At 67.1% G+C, this 14,724-nt stretch carries 13 protein-coding genes; 5 read left to right on the top strand and 8 right to left on the bottom strand.

The annotated features are described in order from the left end of the window. Nucleotides 1-6 precede the first annotated feature (6 nt). The 5 genes from AB3X95_RS33250 to AB3X95_RS33230 all read left to right on the top strand — a co-directional run bounded on the left by AB3X95_RS33250 (nucleotide 7) and on the right by AB3X95_RS33230 (nucleotide 5,440). On the top strand, nucleotides 7-690 hold the full coding sequence (locus tag AB3X95_RS33250) for a diacylglycerol kinase (protein ID WP_176121298.1): 684 nt from the start codon (nucleotides 7-9) through the stop codon (nucleotides 688-690). 282 nt (nucleotides 691-972) lie between these two features. Next, on the top strand, nucleotides 973-1,698 hold the full coding sequence (locus tag AB3X95_RS33245) for a TetR/AcrR family transcriptional regulator (protein WP_013088915.1): 726 nt from the start codon (nucleotides 973-975) through the stop codon (nucleotides 1,696-1,698). A 2-nt stretch (nucleotides 1,699-1,700) separates the two neighbouring features. Continuing rightward, complete coding sequence (locus tag AB3X95_RS33240) at nucleotides 1,701-2,288, top strand: TIGR00730 family Rossman fold protein (RefSeq protein ID WP_176121297.1); 588 nt, start codon at nucleotides 1,701-1,703, stop codon at nucleotides 2,286-2,288. Between the two features lie 70 nt (nucleotides 2,289-2,358). Then, on the top strand, nucleotides 2,359-3,105 hold the full coding sequence (locus AB3X95_RS33235; protein ID WP_176366897.1) for an SDR family oxidoreductase: 747 nt from the start codon (nucleotides 2,359-2,361) through the stop codon (nucleotides 3,103-3,105). 283 nt (nucleotides 3,106-3,388) lie between these two features. After that, nucleotides 3,389-5,440: an ArnT family glycosyltransferase gene (locus AB3X95_RS33230; protein ID WP_368623505.1), complete on the top strand. Its 2,052-nt coding sequence runs from the start codon at nucleotides 3,389-3,391 to the stop codon at nucleotides 5,438-5,440. A 52-nt stretch (nucleotides 5,441-5,492) separates the two neighbouring features. Here the strand turns inward: AB3X95_RS33230 and AB3X95_RS33225 are convergent, their stop codons facing one another. The 8 genes from AB3X95_RS33225 to kdpC form a co-directional block, all read right to left on the bottom strand. Then, nucleotides 5,493-6,137 carry a DUF924 family protein gene (locus AB3X95_RS33225; RefSeq protein ID WP_368623504.1) on the bottom strand — a complete coding sequence of 215 codons (645 nt, stop codon included), beginning with the start codon at nucleotides 6,135-6,137 and terminating at the stop codon, nucleotides 5,493-5,495. Further along, a complete protein-coding gene (locus AB3X95_RS33220) occupies nucleotides 6,130-6,543 on the bottom strand; it encodes a group II truncated hemoglobin (RefSeq protein ID WP_176109145.1) in 414 nt (137 codons plus the stop codon). Before AB3X95_RS33220 ends, AB3X95_RS33225 begins: the two co-directional genes overlap by 8 nt. Before the next feature lie 37 nt (nucleotides 6,544-6,580). Then, on the bottom strand, nucleotides 6,581-9,070 hold the full coding sequence (locus AB3X95_RS33215; protein ID WP_368623525.1) for an ABC transporter permease: 2,490 nt from the start codon (nucleotides 9,068-9,070) through the stop codon (nucleotides 6,581-6,583). 101 nt (nucleotides 9,071-9,171) lie between these two features. After that, nucleotides 9,172-9,783 (bottom strand): DUF4126 domain-containing protein, encoded by a 612-nt coding sequence (locus tag AB3X95_RS33210; RefSeq protein ID WP_176121291.1) that lies wholly within the window; start codon nucleotides 9,781-9,783, stop codon nucleotides 9,172-9,174. A 230-nt stretch (nucleotides 9,784-10,013) separates the two neighbouring features. Beyond that, nucleotides 10,014-10,334, bottom strand: coding sequence for a quaternary ammonium compound efflux SMR transporter SugE (gene sugE, locus AB3X95_RS33205; RefSeq protein ID WP_176109148.1), 321 nt, complete (start codon nucleotides 10,332-10,334; stop codon nucleotides 10,014-10,016). 102 nt (nucleotides 10,335-10,436) lie between these two features. Next, nucleotides 10,437-11,135, bottom strand: a complete 699-nt coding sequence (kdpE, locus tag AB3X95_RS33200; RefSeq protein WP_176109149.1) for a two-component system response regulator KdpE — start codon at nucleotides 11,133-11,135, stop codon at nucleotides 10,437-10,439. Continuing rightward, nucleotides 11,128-13,980, bottom strand: coding sequence for a DUF4118 domain-containing protein (locus AB3X95_RS33195; RefSeq protein WP_368623503.1), 2,853 nt, complete (start codon nucleotides 13,978-13,980; stop codon nucleotides 11,128-11,130). Before AB3X95_RS33195 ends, kdpE begins: the two co-directional genes overlap by 8 nt. A gap of 151 nt (nucleotides 13,981-14,131) precedes the next feature. Next, nucleotides 14,132-14,710 carry a potassium-transporting ATPase subunit KdpC gene (gene kdpC, locus AB3X95_RS33190; protein ID WP_368598251.1) on the bottom strand — a complete coding sequence of 193 codons (579 nt, stop codon included), beginning with the start codon at nucleotides 14,708-14,710 and terminating at the stop codon, nucleotides 14,132-14,134. Between the last annotated feature and the right edge of the window lie 14 nt (nucleotides 14,711-14,724).

Genomic DNA, 14,724 nt, shown 5'->3' with positions numbered 1-14,724 from the left:
CTATCCATGCGAAGCAGTCGATCCAGCGCCGAAGGCGCGTCGAACGGCGCACTGCGCGCCGTCGAGTCCAGCCGCGACACCACGAGCATTGAACCGTTCGACGATGTCCGCGAGCCGGGTGTGAGCGGGCATGCGGATACCGTGCATCGGGTGAACGGCGCGAGGTCCGGGAACGGCGGCGCCAGCGGCTCGGGCGGTGTGCAACACGACGCCAGCCACGACACGACCCGCGACTCGAGCCACGACGCCCCCCACGAACCGCTCAGTCCCGACGATCCGCTCGCCCCGCTGCCCTTCAACCCCTACAAAGGCAACCGCGGCCTCACGCGCGCATGGCACGCGATGAAAAACTCGCTGGCCGGTTTTCGCGTCGCAATTCGCGAGGAAAGCGCGTTTCGTCAGGAACTCACGCTGGCCGCGATCCTGATTCCGTGCGGCCTCGTGGTGCCCGTCGATCCCGTGTCGCGCGTGCTGCTGCTCGGCTCGGTGCTGCTCGTGCTGATCGTCGAGCTGCTCAATTCGAGCGTCGAAGCGGCCATCGACCGGATCTCGCTCGAACGTCACGAGCTGTCGCGGCGCGCGAAGGATCTCGGCAGCGCGGCCGTGATGGTCGCGCTCGGCATGTGTGTGATGACGTGGGGGGTGATCGTCGGGCCGCTGGCGGTCGGCTGGGTTCGCGCGTGGCTTTGAGTCTCGACGCGGGTTGAAGCGCACGCTTGGGCCATGTCCAACAGGTTGAATATCCGCGCAGGCGGTTGGGTATTAGAACGCTCGGTTTATAATCGTTTGACGGTCTCACAGGAAAGCGCTCGCGCAAACGTATCCGCGCATCGCCTCATCCTGCCCTTTCGGGGGGCCTGCCGCGTGTCGGCGGGTTCGGGAGAGCTCAATATACCAACCGCATCCGGGTGGAACACGCAGCAGCGGCACGCCGCCATGCGCCCCAGCCCGGCATAACCAGGGCCGGACGACATGGAAGCCAAACCTCCCCGCCGCACGCGCGAACGGATTCTCGAACTGTCGTTGAAGCTGTTCAACGAAATCGGTGAGCCGAACGTCACGACGACGACGATCGCCGAGGAAATGGAAATCAGCCCAGGCAACCTGTACTACCACTTCCGCAACAAAGACGACATCATCAACAGCATCTTCAGCCAGTTCGAGCAGGAGATCGAGAAGCGTCTGCGTTTCCCCGACGACCATCGTGCGACCATCGACGAAATGTGGTCGTATCTGCAATACATGGTCGATTTCACTTGGCGCTACCGCTTCCTGTACCGCGACCTGAACGACCTGCTCGCGCGCAACCGCACGCTCGAGACGCATTTCAAGCAGATCATCAGCCACAAGGTGCGCTTCGCGAGCCAGTTCTGCGAGCAACTCGTCGCCGACGGCGAAATGGTCGCGACGCCGCAGGAAATGCAAGTGATCGCGACCAACGTCGGCGTGATCGGCACCTACTGGCTGTCATATCAGTTCGTGATGAATCCGCGCAAATACAACGAGCAGGAAGCGATCCGCGAGGAGCTGCATCAGGTCAGCGTGCAGATCGTCTCGCTGATGGCACCCTACCTGCGCGGCCGCTCGCGGCAGCTGTTCGACGACCTCGTATCGGGCACGCTGCCCAAGCGCGAGTTCTACGACTACTTGCCGCCGCGTGAAGGCGCCGCGCCTCGCAACGAATCGAAGGAAAGTTGAGCATGAAGTCGGTGTGTGTCTATTGCGGCTCTTCTATGGGAGCCAAGCCGTTGTATGCGCAGGCGGCGCGCGCGTTCGGCCGCGCCCTCGTCGAGGCCGATCTCGCGCTCGTGTTTGGGGGCGGCAAGGTCGGACTGATGGGCGTGATCGCCGATACCGTGATGGCCGAAGGCGGCCGCGCGATCGGCGTGATCCCCGAGCTGCTCGTCAGCAAGGAGGTGGGTCATAACGGCCTGACTGAGCTGCACGTGGTGCCCGACATGCATCATCGCAAGAAGATGATGGCCGAACTATCCGATGCGTTCGTCGCGATGCCGGGCGGCGCGGGCACGCTCGAGGAGCTGTTCGAGGTCTTCACGTGGGCGCAGCTCGGCTATCACGGCAAGCCGGTCGCGCTGCTGAACACCGGCGGCTTCTACGAGCCGCTGATCCGCCTGCTTCAGCACACGGTCGACGAAGGCTTCTTGCGCAAGACCTATCTCGACATGCTGCAAATCGACGCCGATCCGCTCGCGTTGATTGGCAAGCTGCAACGTTACGCGCCGCCCGCACGCGACAAATGGGCGGCAGTGCAAAGCGACGCGATCTGAATCCCGTTCCGCCGAACTCGAACTCGACGGCGGACCGCCGCGCACGCATCACCCCAACGACGAGGTTGCGATGACGAAAGCTGTTCTGATCACCGGCGGCAGCCGCGGCATTGGCCGAGCCACCGCGCGTCTGCTCGGCGCGCGCGGCTGGTGCATCGGCGTGAACTACGTGCGTGACCTCGCCGCCGCGCAGCAGACGGTCGCCGAGGTCGAACACGCGGGCGGCCGCGCGCTGCCAATCGCCGGCGATGTCGCGAACGAAGCCGACGTGACCGGCATGTTCGATACGCTGCAGCAATCCTTCGGCCGCATCGATGCGCTCGTCAACAATGCCGGCATCGTCGCGCCGTCGAGCCAGCTCGCCGATATGGACTTCGCGCGTCTGAAACGCGTGTTCGACGTGAACGTGCTCGGCGCCTATCTGTGCGCACGCGAAGCGGCGCGGCGCATGTCGACCCAGCGCGGCGGCGCGGGTGGGGCAATCGTCAATGTTTCGTCGGCGGCGGCGCGGCTGGGTTCGCCGAACGAATACGTCGACTACGCGGGATCGAAAGGCGCCATCGACACGATGACCATCGGCCTCGCAAAAGAACTCGGCCCGCAGGGCGTGCGCGTGAACGCGGTGCGTCCGGGTCTGATCGACACCGAGATCCATGCGAGCGGCGGCAAGCCGGAACGCGCCGCACAACTGGGCGCGACCACGCCGCTCGGCCGCCCCGGCCGCGCCGACGAAGTCGCCGAGGCCATCGTATGGCTGCTCAGCGATGCGTCGTCGTACGTGACGGGCGCGTTGTTCGACGTTGCCGGCGGCCGGTGAGCGAACGTGGCGTGCAAGTGGACACGCAAGCCTTGAACGCAGAGCGCGGTCCGCTACGGCCGCGCCTTGTTCCGCGCTCCACACCTCCTCTCGTTCCACGTATCCCCGTCGATTTGTCGTGAAACCGACACAAGCGCTCATCGAATGCGAGCGCCTCCCCGCAACTGTAATCTTCCGTAATAATGCAGCGATACAATCGACCGGATCGAATGCATTTGCAGGCGACGTAAGCAAAACATAGGTACGAGGCCAACGCCGACGCGTACGCTGACCAGAGACATCCATGCAAGACAAGCAGTCCACGCGCTGGCGCGCGCACAATGCCAGCGCGACGGCCGCGACCTCGGCCGCTCCAGCTGGCCGTGCGCAAGAGGCCGCGCTTACCGCCAGCACCGCGCACCCGTTTGCCGGCGCGCAGGTCCAGCCCGCCATCGGAGACACCGCAGATTCGGCGCTCGCGATCCATAGCGTCGACACCGCGCACGCATCGGGCTCAGCGGTTTCCGCCGACCGCGCCACGCGTGGCCTGCAGCGTTGGCGCGCGCTCGCGGCGATCCGTCCGCTGCTGTGGTTCGTCGCGCTGGCGATCCTCTGCGCGTGGCTCGTCCCCGGCATTCTCGGCCACGAGCCATGGAAGCAGGACGAAACCTACACATTCGGCATCGTCCAGCACATGCTCGATACCGGCGATTTGGTCGTGCCGACTAATGCCGGCCAGCCCTTCGTCGAAAAGCCGCCCATCTACGACTGGGTCGCCACCGGCTTCGCGTGGATGTTCGGCCGCTATCTGCCGCTGCACGATGCGGCACGGCTCGCGAGCGCGCTGTTCGCGGGCCTCACGGTGTACTACACCGCGCGGGTCGCGCGTCGCGCGGTCGCTGCGTCGAGCTGGTTCGACCTGCGCGTGATCGGCACGCTCGCGCTGTTCGGCGGCACGCTCGTCGTCGTCAAGCACGTGCACGACATGATGACCGACGTCGCACTGATGGCCGGCGCCGCGCTCGGCTTTTGCGGATTGTTCGAACTCGTTCTCGTGCATCTGCGTGACGACCCGGGCGCGGCCTCGTATTTCCCGATGCATGCTCAGGCCGCCCGGCAGATCAGACCGCTCGATGCCCGCACGCGGCGTCACGCTATCCTCAGCGGCGCGGCGATGTTCGGCGCGGGTGTCGGCGTGTCGCTGCTTGCCAAGGGGCTGTTCGTGCCGCTCGTGTTCGGCGCCACTACCTGCGCGGCGCTGCTGCTCTATCCGGCATGCCGCAGCCGCGGCTTCGCGGGCGCGCTGTGCCTCGCCGCGCTCGTCTGCGCGCCGTTCGCGCTGATCTGGCCAATCTGCTTCTACCTGCGCTCCGAGGCGCTCTTCAAGGTATGGCTGTGGGATAACAACGTCGGGCGCTTCTTCGGTTTTTCGGTCGCCGAGCTCGGCTCCGAAAACGAGAGCCACCTGTTCGTGCTGCGCACCGTGCTGAGCGTCGGTTTTCCGGTCGTGCCGCTCGCGCTGGCCGCGCTCGCCGGTGGCGCATGGCGGCGCTGGCGCGATCCGCGCGTGGCGTTGCCGATGCTGTTAGCGGGCACCGGTTTCGCGGTGCTGCAAACTTCGGCGACGGTCCGCGAGCTCTACATCCTGCCGTTCATCGCGCCGCTCGCGCTGGTCGCGATGCAGGGCGTCGAACGCTTGCCGGCGCGCCTGCATACCGGCTGGGACATGACGAGCCGCGTGCTGTTCGGCAGCGCGGCCGCACTCGTGTGGATGGTCTGGTCCACCATGACGAACCCGGCGAGCAACCATGCGTCGCTGCATCTGCTCGGCCGCTGGCTACCGCTCGACTGGGTGCTGCCGATTTCGCCCGCGCTCATCATCGGCGCGCTGGCGCTGACGATCGGCTGGCTGTGGCTGCTGCCGTCGTTCAAGTACGCGGGCAAATGGCGCGGCGCGCTCAGCTGGTGCGCGGGCGCGATGCTCGTCTGGGGGCTCGTCAGCACGCTGCTGCTCCCGTGGCTCGATTACGCGAAAAGCTACCGCTCGGTGTTCCGCGACCTCGGCGCGAAGATGGATATCGAATGGAACGACGGCGACTGCATGGCGAGCTCCGGACTCGGCGAATCCGAAGCGCCGATGCTCTTCTACTACACGGGCATCGTGCATCAGCCGAGCGAAGATCCGCGCACGACCGCCTGCACGTGGCTGATCGAGCAAAGCCGCCGCGACAACGCGCGGCCGCCGGCCGGCGAATGGCGGCTGTTCTGGTCCGGCGCGCGGCCGGGTGATTCGGATGAGCTATTGCGCGTGTTCGTGCGTACGCCGGTGGCGGGCAAGATACACGGCGACGAGTAAAGCCGCGCAACGCGTCGCGCCGGCCGAGTGCCTCGCGCGCGTCCGCGTTGATTCAAAACGACGAACCGGGCTCGCGCAGAAACGCGATCTCCTCGTCGCTCGATTCACGTCCGAGCAACGCGTTGCGATGCGGAAAGCGGCCGAACCGCTCGATCACTTTCGCGTGGCGCAGCGCGTATTGATAGTAGCCTTCACCGCCCGGCTCCTGCGCAAGCTGTTTGAAGAGCCGCAGCGACTCCTGCTGGCTAGCGCGCGATTCATCGTGCTCGAACGGCAGATACGCGAACGCGCGATGCTGCACGCCTGGCAACAGCCGATCGGCGCCGCTCGCGACCATTCGTTGCGCGGTTTGCAGCGCCTTGCTGTCGGTCGCGAAAGCGCGCGGCGTCCCACGATGGCAGTTGCGGGAAAACTGGTCCAGCACGATCACGAGCGCCAACGCGCCCAACGGCGTGGCCTGCCATGCGTCGAGCTCACCCGCGTTGGCCGAATCGATCAGGTTACCGAAACGTTCGCGCAGCATCGCATCCACGGCGTCATTGCGCTTGAACCAGAGCTTGCGCTCCGTGCCGTGCTCCGGGGTGCCCGGCGCGCCGAACCAGCAGTCGAGAATCTCGCGCGCACGCGGCTCGAGCGCCGCATAGTCGGCTTCGACCGAGTACGGTGCCGAGGCGGCGTGCGGCGGCGTGTCAGCCATTGCGGTTGCGCATCCAGTCGGCGGTTTCGAAGAACGAACCGAGCAGGCGCTCGCGCAGCGGCTCCGGCAAGCCGATGTCCTCCATCGCCCACGCCATGCACCTCAACCACTGGTCGCGCTCGCTCGACGCGATCGCAAACGGCAGATGCCGCGCGCGCAAACGGGGATGGCCAAAGCGGCTGATGTAATGATCGGGACCGCCGAGCCAGCCGCACAAAAACCAGAACAGCTTGTCGCGCGAACCCTCGAGCGATGCCGGATGCAGCGCGCGAATCCCGGCGAAATCCGCCTCGAGATCCATCAGGTCGTAAAACCGGTCGACCAGTTCGCGCACACGCGCCTCGCCGCCCACCAGTTCGAAGGCCGTCGGCTTGTCCGAGGACACTTCGTCGTTCAAATCGCTCATACCCTGCTCAACAGCAAATAAACATCACAAAGAAAACTCACGCGTCGCGCAGCGATTGCAGCGCCGGCCGCGCCAACACATGCCGCAGACTCAGCCACCCGCCGACGCCCGCACACGCGATACCGGCGCCAATGCCCGCCGGCAGCAGCCACGGATCGAAGTCCAGATAAAACTCGAACACGTGCGTGGCCAGCAGCGAGCCGAAGATCTGCGCGCCGGCCGCCGCCATCAGGCCGGCCAGCGCACCGACCGCGACGAACTCGGCCACCTGCACCGCCCGCACCTGACGATGCGATGCGCCCAGCGCGCGCAGCAGCGCGGATTCTCGCATACGCTCGTCGCGCGTGCCGGCAAGCGCCGCGTACAGCACCAGCACGCCGGCCGCGAGCGTGAACGCGAACAGGAACTGCACCGCGCCGATCACCTGCTGCAACACGCGCTGCACCTGCGCGAGGATCGGGCCGGTGTCGATCGCGGTCAGATTGGGATACGCGGCGATCAGGCCGTCGATCGTCGACTGCTTATCCGCGGGCAGATGGAAGCTCGTGATGAACGTCGCCGGGAAGTCCTGCAACGAGACGGGCGGCATCAGCACGAAGAAGTTGACCTTGAACGTCCCCCAATCGAGCTTGCGCACGCTCGTCACCGGCGCCTCGACAGTCAGGCCCGTCACGTCGAAGCGCAGCACATCGCCGGGCTTCACGTTGATCAGCTTCGCGAGACCCTGCTCGATCGAAATCTGCGGCTTCGTCGTATCGCCGAACCAGTTGCCCGCGGCGATCCGGTTGTCGTCGGGCAGTTGCGTCGTGTACGACAGGTTGAACTCGCGGTCCACCAGATGCCGCGCGTCCGCGCCCTTGAACGAGTCCGGGTTGACTGCCTTGCCGTTGATCGCGACGAGCCGCCCACGCACCATCGGCGACAAGTCCACACCAGCGATGCCGTGCGCGTCCAGATACTGCGTGACCGCGTCGCGCTGATCGGGCTGGATGTCGATGATGAACTCGTTGGATGCATCGGGCGGCGTCGATTTACGCCACCCCTGCACGAGGTCGTTGCGCGTCATCGCGATCAGCAACAGGCACATCAGGCCGATGCCGAGCGCGGTGATCTGCAGCGCGCTCGTGCTGCTGCGCCGCTCGAGCGACGCAAGCGCATAGCGCCAGCCGATGCCCGCATTGACGCGCTCGCTGCGCACCACGCGCGCCGCGCCCCACAATGCGAGCCGTGCGATGCCGGCGAACACCAGCAACCCGCCCGCGAATCCACCCGCGACGATGCCGCCGAGCTTCAATTCGCCGGCGGCGAGGATCAGCAGCCCCGCGAACAGCACGATACCGAACGCGTAGGCGGCCCACGCGGTGCGGCCCTCCTCGCCCCATTCACGCCGCAGCACGCGCACCGGCGGCACGCGCGTGAGCGGCAACAGCGGCGGCAGCGCGAAGCCGAGCAGCAGCACGAGGCCGGCCGCGACGCCTTCGAGCCCGGGCCACAGCGTCGGTTGCGGCAGCACCACGTCGATCAGGCCGCCGAGCCACGTCAGCAGCGCGAGATGCCCCAGATAGCCGAGCGCCACGCCGAGCGCCCCGCCGATCACGCCGAGCCCGACGAATTCGAGCGTGAACAACGCCCGTAGCACAGAGTGGCTCACGCCCAGACAGCGCATCGCCGCGCAGCCGTCGAGATGCCGGCGCATGAAGCGGTGCGCGGCCATCGCGATCGCGACCGCCGCGAGCAGCGCGGTCAACAGCGACACGAGCGTCAGGAAATGGCCCGCGCGATCGAGCGTCTGACGCACCTGCGGCTGGCCGTCCTGCAGCGACTCGAGCGCGACGCCGCGCATCTTGCCGGCGTCGACGTGCTCATGCGCAAACTGCGCGAAGCGCGCGACCGCGTCGTCGGACCCGGCGACCAGCAACCGGTACGTGACCCGGCTGCCGTACGTGATCAGGCCGGTCGATTGCACTTCGTCGGCGCGCAGCATCAGGCGCGGCGAAAAATTGACGAACGAGAAGCCGCGATCGAGCTCGCGCGTGATCAGCGCGCCGACCGTGAAGTTGCGATTGCCGACCTTCACCGCATCGCCGACCTTCAGCTTCAGTGCGTCGAGCAATTCCTGGTCGGCCCACACGGTGCCCGGCGCCGGAATCGACGTCGCCGGATGATCGGCCGCACCCGGCGCCGCCGCGATGCGCAGCGCGCCGCGCAACGGATAGCCCGGCGACACCGCCTTGACGGCGGCGAGCCGCGACGCCGGCTGCGCGCCGGTCGAGTTGATCATGCTGGGAAAGATCGCCGTGGTGGCGGTGCGCAGGCCCAGGGCGTGCGCCTCGGCCGCGAATTGCGGATCGACAGGATGATCGGCGCGCACGATGAAGTCGGCGGCGATCATGCGCCGCGCATCGCGCTCGAGCCCCTGATGCAGCCGGTCGCCCAGAAACCCGACGCTCGACAACGCCGCGACCGCCAGCACGAGCGCGAGCAGCAACATCGTCAGTTCGCCCGCGCGCCAGTCGCGCGCCGTCATCCGCATGGCCTGGCGCAACAGATCGATGCCGCCGAGCCGGCGCGCCGGTCTCGTATCGGCGCGCGTTCTTGAACCCGCCTTAGATCCTGGTAGTGCTTCGCTCAATCGTGCCTGCTCCTCGCCAATCGCGACACCATGTGCGTGGCCATGCCGCGAAAACCGCCCTGCACCCCACGCCACAATCGCGGCAATGCCCACGCCGCGAGTAGCAGAAAGCCTACCATCAAGACCAGAAACGCGAGCGGCACGAACAGCGCAAGCAGTACCCCGCCGACCGCGAGGCCGTCCTCGGCGGTCGACGTGACGACGTTCGACAGCGGTTCGGGCGACAGATTGATCAGCGCGCGGGTGCCCGCCTTCGCAAGATGCGCAGTGCCGGCGAGCGTGCCGCCCGCGAGCGCGGCGACGGTCAGCAGCGTCGGATCGGCGTGGCCGAGCGCGCCGGCGGCCAGCACGGCGCCGGCCGGAATGCGGATGAAAGTGTGGATCGCGTCCCACAGCGAGTCGAACGCGGGGATCTTGTCGGCGAGGAATTCGGCCAGCGTCAGCACGGCCGCCGCGCCGATCACCCATGGTGATGACAGCGCGGACAATGTGTTCGGCAAGTGAATCAGGCCAAGACGTTCTAATACGCCGGCCAAAAGGACCGTCAGATAGAGGCGCAGACCGCTGCCCCATGAAAGGCCCGCTGCAAGCGAAAGTGATTCAAGCATGGCCGCCTCCACGCGCTTTGTGCTTGCCGGACGCCGCGACGGGAACCAGCGGGGGTTCCGCGCCGAAGCCGTCAGGCTTGCCAAGCCGGCCGCGCCAGCCAGGCCGCGGGCAATCTCAACGTCGTTGCTGTCTCATTATAGCTACGATGATTCGCAGAACGTAGCGCGGCGAGGCCGCGCTGTGGCTTACAGGCAATGGCGGCCGCGCGCCGGGCGGACGTAGCCGAGGGTCAGTGCCCCGACGACAGCTTCAGCCCGACGAGGCCGATCACGATCAGCGACGCACTGGCGACGCGCGCGAGCGTCAGCGCCTCGCCCATCATCACGACGCCGAAAATGAACGCGCCGACCGCGCCAATTCCTGTCCACACCGCATAGGCCGTGCCGAGCGGCAGTTGCCGCATCGCGAGCGCGAGCAGCGCGAAGCTGCCGAGCGCGGTCACGACCGTGAAGACGGACGGCCAGAAACGGGTGAAACTTTCGGAAGTTTTGAGACCGGCCGCCCACGCGACTTCGAGCAACCCGGCGATCAACAGAAGAAACCAGGACATCGAAACAGCTCCATGAAAAATGGGGCCGTCCCCGATGATTGAGAGAAGCGTAAGGTCGTCCTTACGTCGGGAGATTATAACGGAGCGGCTTCGCGGACGAACTCACACCGCGCCCACCAGCCGATACCCGACGCCCGTCTCCGTGACGATATGCTCCGGCTGCGCGGGATCGCGCTCGAGCTTGCCGCGCAGATGCGCCATGTAGATGCGCAAATAGTGGTGACTCTCGACATGCGACGGCCCCCACACGTCGCGCAGCAGCTGCCGGTGCGTGAGCACGCGGCCGGCGTGGCGCACGAGCGTCGCGAGCAGCCGGTATTCGATCGGCGTCAGATGGACCGCGGCGCCGTCGCGCGTGACCTGGCGCAGCGCGAGATCGACGGTGACCGCGCCGAAGCGCACCTGCGGCGATTCGTTCGCGCCGCCGTGATTGCGCCGCCGCAGATGCGCGCGGATGCGCGCGAGCAACTCGGACACGCCGAACGGCTTGGTCAGGTAGTCGTCGGCGCCGGCGTCGAGCGCGGCGACCTTTTCGCTTTCCTGGGTGCGCGCCGATAGCACAATTACCGGCAGCTCGCTCCAGCCGCGCAGCTCCCGGATCACGTCGAGGCCATCGGTGTCGGGCAGGCCCAGATCGACGATCACGAGATCGGGCTTGCGCGTCGCCGCTTCGACGAGCCCTTGCTTGCCGGTCTCGGCGTCGTACACGGCGATGCCCTCGCCTTCGAGCGCCGTGCGCACGAAGCGGCGTATCTGCTTTTCGTCTTCGATCAGAACGACGGTGATGCTCAGGTCACTCATGGGCGGGTCGGGTGAGCGGGTTGAGGTCGGCGGCGGCGGGGGCGCCTTCGTCTTCGAGCGTATCGAACGTCTCGGGCGCGTCGGGCGGCGTCTTGACCGGCAGCGTGAACCAGAAGCGCGCGCCCTCGATGTGGCCATCCGCGGCGGCCGTCCGGTTGAGCGCGCCGATTGTACCGCCGTGCGCCTCGACGATCGCGCGGCAGATCGCGAGGCCAAGGCCGATGCCCGGTTTCGCCGATTCCTTCTCGCCGCGCGTGAACTTCTCGAACACGCGCGCTTCCATGCCGGCGGGCAGGCCGGGGCCGTTGTCGTCGATCGTCACGCGCACGAACGGCGCGCCATCCGCGTCGATCTGCTGCGCGCCGATCATGAGCGGCGTGCCGGACGCCGTGTATTTGGCCGCGTTCTCGAACAGGTTCGAGAACAGCCGCTCCATCAGCACCGCGTCGAGATGCAGCAGCGGCAGATCGGCGGGCAGCGTGACCTGCACCGGATGATCGGCGAGCACGCGCTTGCACGCGCGCAGCGCGGCGCCGACGGTCTCCTCGAGCAGCGTCCATTGCTGGTTCAGCTGCAAGCTGCCGGCCTGCAGGCGCGCCATGTCGAGCAGATTCGTGACGATGTCGGTCATGCGCAGCGCTTCTTCGTGAATTGCATCGACGAGTTCGTCGTTACGACGCGCGGCGGATTGCGGGTCGGTCGGCCCCTGCCCTCGCTGCCCCTGAGCGAGCATCGATGAAAACCCGACGATCGTCGTCAGCGGCGTGCGCAGATCGTGCGATATCGCCGACAGCAGCGAATTGCGAAGCCGTTCCGACTCCATGTTGACGAGCGCATCGCGCGCGATATCGACGTAATGCACGCGTTCGAGCGCGAGCGCGATCTGCGCGGCGAACGCATCGAGCATGCGCCGCTGTTCCGGCACGGTCAGCTCGCGCTCGTCACGCACGACGACCGCGAGCACGCCGCGCGTGCGCATCGGCGCCTTTAGCGGCAGATACAGCGCCGCGGCGGCCGGCAGCGTGTCGGTGCCGTGGCCGGCCGGCTTCTGCTGATCGTAGACCCACTGGCCGACGTCGAGGTCGAGCGCGTCGCCTTCGAGCGTGATCGCCGGGTCGGGGTCCTCGATTTTCTGTTTGACCTGATCGGCGCTGTCGGGCAGCAGAATCGCGGCACGCGCGCCGAACACCTCGCTCACGTGCCGCGTGCCGATGCCGACGATCTGCTCGGTCGCAAGCGCCGCGGCGAGCTCGCGCGCCATCTCGTACATCGCGCCGGTGCGCTGCTCGCGGCGTCGCGCGACGCTCGCCTCGCGGCGCAGGCTCGAAGTCAGATGGCTGATCACGAGCGATGTCAGCAGCATGCCGAAGAACGTCAGCAGGTACTGCGTATCGGACACCGACAGTGACATGCGCGGCGGCACGAAGAAGAAATCGAACGCGGCGACGCTCGCGAACGACAGCACGACACCCGGCCCGCGCCCGAGCTTCACCGCGGTGAAGATCACGCCGAGCAGATACAGCATCACAAGGTTGGTCAGATCGATGCGGTCGATCAGCTGGCTCGACAGCAGCGTGATCGCCGCGCCGATCGCGAGCGCGAACGCATACGCGCGCGGCGGCGAGCGACGCTCGCGCGCCGCGCTCAATGCCTCGCGCCACGCGTTCGCGGTCGTGTTCAACAGATGGCGCTGTTCGCCGCCGTCGCGCTCCGACGACACGCGAATCAGCGTGAGATCGAGATCGCCGCTCTTCTCGGCGATGCGCTCGCCGAGCGGCCGGCGCAGCCAGCGGCTCACGCCCATGCGCGACGATGCGCCCGCCACCAGCTTCGATACGTTGCGCGCCTGCGCGTAACCGATCAGCGCGTCGAGCGCATCGGGGGCGGCGAGCGTCGCGGTTTCGGCGCCGAGTTCGGCGGCGAGCTTCAGCGCGTTCAGCGTGCGTGCGCGGCGCGCGTCGGGCAGACGCTGCAACGCGGGCGTTTCGACATAGACCGCGAGCCAGTCGGCCTTCAGGCTCGCGGCGAGGCGCGCCGCCGAGCGCACCAACGCCGGCGCTTCGGGACCAGGACCCACGCACACCAGCAGCCGCTCGCGCGCCTGCCAGATGCGCTGGATCGAACGATCGGCGCGGTACTCGCGCATCTGCGCATCGACGCGATCGGCGGTGCGGCGCAGTGCCAGTTCGCGCAGCGCGATCAGGTTGCCCTTGCGAAAGAAGTTGCGCACCGCGCGCTCGGCCTGCTGCGCCATGTACACCTTGCCGTCGCGCATGCGGTCGAGCAGTTCCTCGGCCGGCAGATCGACGAGCGTGACTTCGTCGGCATGATCGAACACGCGATCGGGCACGGTCTCCCACACGCGGATGCCGGTGATCTGGCCGACCACGTCGTTCAGGCTCTCCAGGTGCTGCACGTTGACGGTCGTATAGACGTCGATGCCGGCGTCGAGCAGTTCGTAGACGTCCTGCCAGCGCTTCAGATGGCGCGCGCCCTGCACGTTCGAATGCGCGAGTTCGTCGACGAGGATCAGTTGCGGCTTGCGCGCGAGCGCGGCGTCGAGATCGAACTCGCCGAGCTTGCGGCCGCGATACTCGATATGCGCGAGCGGCAGCACGTCGAGCCCCGCGAGCAGCGCGGCGGTTTCGCCGCGCCCGTGCGTTTCGGCGATGCCGACCAGCACGTCGACACCCTCTTCCTTGCGGCGGCGCGCGGCCTGCAGCATCGCGTAGGTTTTGCCGACTCCTGCCGACGCGCCGAAGAAAATTTTCAGCCTGCCGCGCAGGCGCTTTTCTTCGTCGCGCTGCAGCTTGTCGAGCAGTTCGTCAGGATCGGGGCGGTTCATGCTCAGTGATTGTCATAGTCGTGCGAGCGGCGGTGCCTGCATGTTGGCACGGCCCGCGCCGGCCCGCAAATGGCGCAGCGGCGCCACGCGGACGCCGCTGTTTTGTCGATGAACCGCAAGCGCGGCTGATGCGTTGCCGTTGCGTTTCGCGTCAACCGCGCTTCATTTCATCGAGCGCGAGATTGAGCTTCAGCACGTTCACGCGCGGCTCGCCGAGCACGCCGAACTGGCGCCCCGTCGTGTAGCGCTCGACGAGCGCCTGCACGTCGCTCGGCGCGAGGTGGCGCGCCTGCGCGACCCGCTCGAGCTGGTACGCGGCCGCGGCCGGACTGATCTCCGGATCGAGCCCGCTGCCCGACGACGTGACCAGATCGACCGGCACCGGCTTCGACATGTCGGTGCCCGCGTCCTTAAGCGCCGCGAGCCGGCCCTTGATCTCGTCGAGCAGCGCCGGGTTGTTCGGCCCGAGGTTCGAGCCGCCGGAGTTCTGCGGGTTGTACGGCATCGGGCTCGTCGCCGACAGCCGGCCCCAGAAATACTGCGGCGCGTCGAACTGCTGGCCGATCAGCTGCGAGCCGACCACCTTGCCGTTCTGCTCGATCAGGCTGCCGTTGGCCTTGTCGTGGAACGCCGCCTGGCCGAACGCGGTCATCACCGCGGGATAAGCGAGTCCGGTGACCACGGTCAGCACCGCGAAGATCACGATCAGCGGACGGAACAGATTTTTCATGATGAGTCTCTTTC

The organism is Paraburkholderia sp. BR13444, assembly GCF_040948755.1.
GTDB lineage: Bacteria > Pseudomonadota > Gammaproteobacteria > Burkholderiales > Burkholderiaceae > Paraburkholderia > Paraburkholderia youngii.
This window is presented reverse-complemented; position numbering and strand designations above follow the sequence as displayed.

Excerpts from the sequence above, each read along its gene's own strand:
- AB3X95_RS33250 (WP_176121298.1), top strand. The coding sequence starts at position 7 with ATGCGAAGCAGTCGATCCAGCGCCGAAGGCGCGTCGAACGGCGCACTG.
- AB3X95_RS33245 (WP_013088915.1), top strand. The coding sequence starts at position 973 with ATGGAAGCCAAACCTCCCCGCCGCACGCGCGAACGGATTCTCGAACTG.
- AB3X95_RS33240 (WP_176121297.1), top strand. The coding sequence starts at position 1,701 with ATGAAGTCGGTGTGTGTCTATTGCGGCTCTTCTATGGGAGCCAAGCCG.
- AB3X95_RS33235 (WP_176366897.1), top strand. The coding sequence starts at position 2,359 with ATGACGAAAGCTGTTCTGATCACCGGCGGCAGCCGCGGCATTGGCCGA.
- AB3X95_RS33230 (WP_368623505.1), top strand. The coding sequence starts at position 3,389 with ATGCAAGACAAGCAGTCCACGCGCTGGCGCGCGCACAATGCCAGCGCG.
- AB3X95_RS33225 (WP_368623504.1), bottom strand. The coding sequence starts at position 6,137 with ATGGCTGACACGCCGCCGCACGCCGCCTCGGCACCGTACTCGGTCGAA.
- AB3X95_RS33220 (WP_176109145.1), bottom strand. The coding sequence starts at position 6,543 with ATGAGCGATTTGAACGACGAAGTGTCCTCGGACAAGCCGACGGCCTTC.
- AB3X95_RS33215 (WP_368623525.1), bottom strand. The coding sequence starts at position 9,070 with ATGACGGCGCGCGACTGGCGCGCGGGCGAACTGACGATGTTGCTGCTC.
- AB3X95_RS33210 (WP_176121291.1), bottom strand. The coding sequence starts at position 9,783 with ATGCTTGAATCACTTTCGCTTGCAGCGGGCCTTTCATGGGGCAGCGGT.
- sugE (WP_176109148.1), bottom strand. The coding sequence starts at position 10,334 with ATGTCCTGGTTTCTTCTGTTGATCGCCGGGTTGCTCGAAGTCGCGTGG.
- kdpE (WP_176109149.1), bottom strand. The coding sequence starts at position 11,135 with ATGAGTGACCTGAGCATCACCGTCGTTCTGATCGAAGACGAAAAGCAG.
- AB3X95_RS33195 (WP_368623503.1), bottom strand. The coding sequence starts at position 13,980 with ATGAACCGCCCCGATCCTGACGAACTGCTCGACAAGCTGCAGCGCGAC.
- kdpC (WP_368598251.1), bottom strand. The coding sequence starts at position 14,710 with ATGAAAAATCTGTTCCGTCCGCTGATCGTGATCTTCGCGGTGCTGACC.